The organism is Spirillospora sp. NPDC049652, from assembly GCF_040675125.1.
In the GTDB taxonomy this organism is placed as follows: Bacteria; Actinomycetota; Actinomycetes; order Streptosporangiales; family Streptosporangiaceae; genus Spirillospora.
This window is the reverse complement of record NZ_JBFAOF010000518.1, coordinates 1-5,108: the sequence shown is the minus strand read 5'-3', so window position 1 is coordinate 5,108 and position 5,108 is coordinate 1. Positions and strand designations below refer to the sequence as shown.

At 72.7% G+C, this 5,108-nt stretch carries 5 protein-coding genes and 3 tRNA genes; 1 reads left to right on the top strand and 7 read right to left on the bottom strand.

From position 1 onward, the window contains the following. Positions 1–166 precede the first annotated feature (166 nt). Positions 167–679, bottom strand: coding sequence for a helix-turn-helix domain-containing protein (locus AB0J52_RS26740; RefSeq protein WP_500185064.1), 513 nt, complete (start codon positions 677–679; stop codon positions 167–169). Positions 680–1,026: 347 nt separating this feature from the next. Here AB0J52_RS26740 and AB0J52_RS26735 point away from each other — a divergent pair, with 347 nt between their 5' ends. Further along, positions 1,027–2,334 carry a hypothetical protein gene (locus AB0J52_RS26735; RefSeq protein ID WP_500185062.1) on the top strand — a complete coding sequence of 436 codons (1,308 nt, stop codon included), beginning with the start codon at positions 1,027–1,029 and terminating at the stop codon, positions 2,332–2,334. Positions 2,335–2,510: 176 nt separating this feature from the next. Here AB0J52_RS26735 and AB0J52_RS26730 read toward each other — a convergent pair. From AB0J52_RS26730 to AB0J52_RS26705, 6 genes are all read right to left on the bottom strand, one after another. Continuing rightward, a tRNA-Glu gene (locus AB0J52_RS26730) sits at positions 2,511–2,583 on the bottom strand. A 156-nt stretch (positions 2,584–2,739) separates the two neighbouring features. Further along, a tRNA-Glu gene (locus tag AB0J52_RS26725) sits at positions 2,740–2,812 on the bottom strand. Positions 2,813–2,851: 39 nt separating this feature from the next. Continuing rightward, positions 2,852–2,923 (bottom strand) — tRNA-Gln (locus tag AB0J52_RS26720). 196 nt (positions 2,924–3,119) lie between these two features. Next, a complete protein-coding gene (locus AB0J52_RS26715; RefSeq protein WP_500185060.1) occupies positions 3,120–3,758 on the bottom strand; it encodes a DUF2461 domain-containing protein in 639 nt (212 codons plus the stop codon). A 104-nt stretch (positions 3,759–3,862) separates the two neighbouring features. Next, positions 3,863–4,627, bottom strand: coding sequence for a fumarylacetoacetate hydrolase family protein (locus AB0J52_RS26710; protein WP_500185059.1), 765 nt, complete (start codon positions 4,625–4,627; stop codon positions 3,863–3,865). Positions 4,628–4,654: 27 nt separating this feature from the next. Next, positions 4,655–5,023, bottom strand: a complete 369-nt coding sequence (locus tag AB0J52_RS26705) for a cellulose binding domain-containing protein (RefSeq protein WP_500185058.1) — start codon at positions 5,021–5,023, stop codon at positions 4,655–4,657. Positions 5,024–5,108 lie beyond the last annotated feature (85 nt).

The window sequence follows — 5,108 nt, the reverse complement described above, 5'->3', positions numbered from 1 at the left end:
GCGTCAGGCCCCCCGCCGTTGTTGCCGATGGGCTGATTTTCCGCAAGCTCCGCAGGAGGAATGGTGCTGACCGCGGCCCGGCCCGGCCCCCTCGGACTCCCGGCCCGGGCTCATGACCCGGACGGCCGGCGGCCCGCTCCTCCACGGCGGGGCCGCCGGCCGTCCGTCACGCGGGCTCCTCGATCTCCGACGGCGCGTTGTTGCGCCGGTTCGCCGCGGCGCGCTCGGCGTCGGCCCGGGCGGCGGCGAGGATCATCTCGTCCACCAGCCAGCGCGACTGCGGCGACAGGTCGACCAGGGCGCGCAGCACCTCGGTGCGGACCACGCCCTCCTCGACCTCGCGGCGCAGCGCCTTGAACGTCAGGTCGTCGTCGATCGGACCCGCCTCCGACGCGAAGCCGAAGTAGCCGATCGGGACGCCGAAGAACGTGGCCAGCGCGGTGAGCGTGCGCAGCTGCGGATTGTCCTGGCGGCCGGTGCGCAGCTTCCACACCGTGGTGGACGAGATGTCCTCGCCCGTGGCGTGGGCGATCGCCCCCGCGGTCTCGACGTTGTTGCGCGGCGCGGGCGCGTCCGGCGGCCACATGTTCTGGATCAGCCACTCGACCTTGTCGGCGAGCATCGCACCCGGGGTCGGCGGCTTCGCCTCGCCGTCGGCTCCGTTCTCCGCGTTCTCCATGCACCATCCCCTTCGCTCCGGGACAACGACTTTAGTTGACCCGTACGCTACTGGTCAGCAAGGACACATCAAGGATGACGACACGTATCGAGAGGATCACGGATCGCGACCCGCCGGGCGACTTGCGGGACGTCCCGGCGCCCGGACTGCTTTCATCGTCCTCCGAGCAGGTCGTCCTTGGGAGGTAGCCGCCTGTGAGGGAATCCGTCGCGGCGCTGGCGGCAGGCGCGGTGCTGACGCTCGCGCCCCTGCCCGCGCTGTTAGCGGCCACACCCGCGCTGGGCTCCACGTCCGCGCCGGTGCCCGCTCTCGTACCCGGATCCGCGCCCCTGGCCGGATCCGCGGCCATGCCCGGGGCCCGCCCGATGGCCGCGTCCGCGTTCGCGCCCCCGGGCACGGCCAAGCCCGGCCCGTCCGTCTGCGTCGGGCTGACGGGAGCAGCGGCAGCGATCTTCGACCAGTCGGAACTGTGCCGCAACATCAGCCGTGACCTGCTGAACGGCCGCACCGACTTCGGGACGGCCCTGCGCGACTCCCTGCGCGGCGCCCCACCGCCCCGCCGCCTCCGCCGCTCCGAGGCCCGGCGGCGCTACTCCTCGCGCCAGGAGTCCCCCGCGCGTCCGCCCGTGCGGCCGAGGCGACACCGCGAGGTGCCGGACGACGACGCCGACGATCGTTCGCCCAGCCCGTCATCCCGCGACGCCGCCCAGCGGCCCGCCGCACCCTCGGCCGGCGCGAATCCCCACGGCGCGGTTCCCGGCGGCGGCCCGGTTTCCCAGGGCGCGCCCACGGCCACGCCCCGGCCCTCCGCCGACGTGCGGGCGGAGCCGCAGGACGGCTCGACACGCTCACCCGGCCCGTGGACCACCGTGCTGGCCCTCATCGCGCTGTTCGGGCTCTTCTTCCTGCGCAGACGGTTCCGGCCCGTCCTGGCGTCGGCGCTCCGGAATCCGCTGCGCCGGGCGCCGAAGGACATGTCACCGACCGTCGCCGACTTCACCGCCCCGGCCCCGGCCGTGGTCCTCGATCGTCCTGTGACGGTCGTCCCGCCGCGGCCGGCTCCGGGGGCGGCGCGTCCCGTGGCGGCGGTCCACTGGGCCACCGAGCTGGCCTACCCGTCCGGCGTCGGCCTGGTCGGCGACGGCGCCGACGGCTTCGTCCGGGCGATCGTCACCGAACTCGTCACCCGGGACGATCCGCGCGCCCGGGTCGTCCTGTCCCGCACCGAACTCGACCGGCTCTTCGGCGACGCGTTCGACGAGCGCCTGCGCGCGGCCCTGGAACCCGGGCTGCACGTGTGCGAGCTGCTCGAGGACGCGATCGAGCACCTGGAGCTGGAGATGCTCGTCAGCGACGCCGAGCACGCCAACCCCGACCTCAGCCCCACCCGGGGCCGCGGCATGGCCACCACCTACTGGATCGCCACGCCCGGACACGACGACGACGTCGTGCTGCCGCTGGTGCGGCGCGGCCCGGCGCACCGCCCGGTCGGCGTCATGTTCGGCGTCTGGCCGCACGGCCGCACCTGCTCGATCGACACCGACGGAACGCTCACGTCCCCGTCCGGTCCGCGCCGCGTCCCGGTCCTCACGGCGGACGAGTCGCTCGCCGCCCTCCGCTCGCACGCCTCGACCGAACGCACCGGCTGGCTCTGACGAACCGCGGGGTCTGCTCCCGCGAGCGAACGGACCGGCTCCGGCGAGCGCATGGACCGGCTTCGCCGGAGGTGGGGAGCCGGTCCGGAACGGCGGCGTGGAATACGCCATCAAATGATCAGTGAAAAAACGAACGAGGCCCCGGTCGCGATGACCGGGGCCTCGTTGTTCGCGCGTACCCCCGAGCGGATTCGAACCGCCGTTACCGCCTTGAGAGGGCGGCGTCCTAGGCCACTAGACGACGGGGGCCTGATCTTTCCTTCGGCTTCGCGGTCTCCCGCTCGGCCTCGCCCAGCTTAGCGGATCCCGCCCGGGCCTCCGACCGGTTTTCACCGGAAGATCCCCTGACAAGATCGAAGCCCCGACCGCGTGTGCGGCGATCAGGGCTCTCACCTGCTGTTCGTGTACCCCCGAGCGGATTCGAACCGCCGTTACCGCCTTGAGAGGGCGGCGTCCTAGGCCACTAGACGACGGGGGCCTGTGCGACACCGATCCGCTTCCGCGAGATCGGGATCAGCTGGGGTACCAGGACTCGAACCTAGACTAACTGAACCAGAATCAGTCGTGCTGCCGATTACACCATACCCCAGTGCCGTGAGCTTCCCTTTGACCCTTCCGGGCTTCCGTTTCGCTCGCGCCTCGAAAAGAATACAGGAGTCTGGGAGGAGTGCCAAAACGAATAGCGCAGGGGCCCGACCAGCCTCTTCCGCGCGTCCCGGCGGCGGCCCGGAAGCGGCCGTCCGGCCCTCCCCGGCGCGGCTCCGCCGGGGCTCGCGGGCGGCCGGTCAGCGGCCGAAGTCGGGCGGCCCGACGTGCTCCTCGGCCCACTCGCCGAGCGGACGCAGCCGCCGCCAGGCGTCCCTGACCCGGTCCACGACCTCGCGGGTCTCCATCCAGGGGTCGGCGGGCCAGCCCTGCCGGGCGTAGAGGCCGGTGTGGCGCAGCAGGCCGATGCGGGGATGATCGGCGTCGAAGCCGCGCGGACGCGTCTTCAGGGTGCCGCCCGCGATCTCCATGCCCGCGCTCCGCAGCTCGTCCAGGACCGTTTCGAGCGCCTTGCCGGACGCCGGAGCGTGGACGGCCGCGCGGAACCGCTTCAGCCGCTCGCCGTGCATCGAGTACATGCCGCCCGCGACCATCATGCCGTCGGCGTCGATCTCGACGTACAGGCCGCCGTCCAGGGCCAGCGCGCCCTGGTGGTCCTTGTAGGGCGTCTTGTCCTTGCTGAAGCGGACGTCGCGGTAGGGCCGGAACAGCTTGGCCGCGCCGAACTCGGGCTCCAGCTCGTCCAGCAGGGCGAGCATCGGCTCGCGGACGTGCCGCTCGTAGCGGGCCTTGTTGGCCGTCCAGTAGTCCCTGCTGTTGTCGGCGAGGAGCCCCTCGTAGAAGGCGAACGCCTCCTCGTCGAAGCCGTCGAAGCTCATTGATCCTCCAGGGCGGGAACGCGTACGGCGTCCCCGGACAGAGCCTAGGGACGCCGTACGACGGTCAGTACGCGGGCCGCATGCCCCGGCCCACCGGACGCCGGTCAGTCGCGGGCGACGACGCGGTTGGCGAGGGTGCCGATGCCCTCGATCTCGACGGTCACCTCGTCGCCGACGCCCATCGGGCCGACGCCCGCCGGGGTGCCGGTGAGGATCACGTCGCCGGGCAGCAGCGTCATGACCTGCGTGACGTACTCCACGAGCGCCGGGATGTCGTGGGTGAGCTGGGAGGTGCGGGCGTCCTGCTTCACCTCGCCGTTCAGCCGCGTGGTGATCGCCAGGTCGGACGGGTCGAGCTCGGTCTCGATCCACGGGCCGAGCGGGCAGAAGGTGTCGAAGCCCTTGGCCCGGGTCCACTGCCCGTCCCGCTGCTGCAGGTCGCGGGCCGTGACGTCGTTGGCGCAGGTGTAGCCGAGGATGACGTCCTGGGCGCGGGACGCCGGGACCTCCCGGCAGAGCCGGCCGATCACGACGGCGAGCTCGCCCTCGTAGTCGACGCGCTGGGACAGCTTCTCCGGGTAGGCGACGGCCTCGCCCGAGCCGATCACGGCCGTGGACGGCTTGCTGAAGATCACCGGTTCGGCGGGCGGCTCGCCGCCCATCTCGCGGGCGTGCTCGGCGTAGTTCTTGCCGATCGCGATGACCTTGCTGGGCAGGATCGGCGCGAGCAGCCGCACGTCGGCGAGCGGGAAGCGGTGCCCGGTGAAGGTCAGCTCCCCGAACGGGTGCGCCGCGATGGCGGCGATGGTGTTCTCTTCGACCACCCCGAAGGACATGCCTTCACCGGTGGAGAACCTCGCGATTCGCATGTTCAGCAGCCTAATCGCCGCGCGGACTCAGAATCCGCACGGCCGCCCCGACAGCCGGCATCCCTCCGGCCGGGCGGGCAGCCCGGTCGCGCCGAACCGGATCGTCGTGCTCCCGCCGGGCGGGATCGCGGACGTCCCGCGGATCTCCACCTGCGTCCCGCCGTGGACCAGCTCGGCGCCCCAGATGGCGTGCACGTCCGCGCGCGGCGTGGTGAAAGTGATCTTCCAGCCGCTCAGCGGCGCGGTCCCCGGGTTGGTGACGGTGAACTGGCCCTCGAAGTAGCCCTGGCTCTGCTGGACGATCTGGTAGCTGATTCCGTTGCCCTGGACGGCCGGGCCGGGCTGCCCGCCCCCGCCGTCGCCGGTCGCGGGCGGCGTCGCTCCGGGAGTGCTCACCGGCGGCGTCGCCGAGGGCGGCGCGGCGGGTGCCGTGGTCGGCGGCGCGCCGCTCGCCGAGGGCGGCGCGGAGGGCGAACCGGGC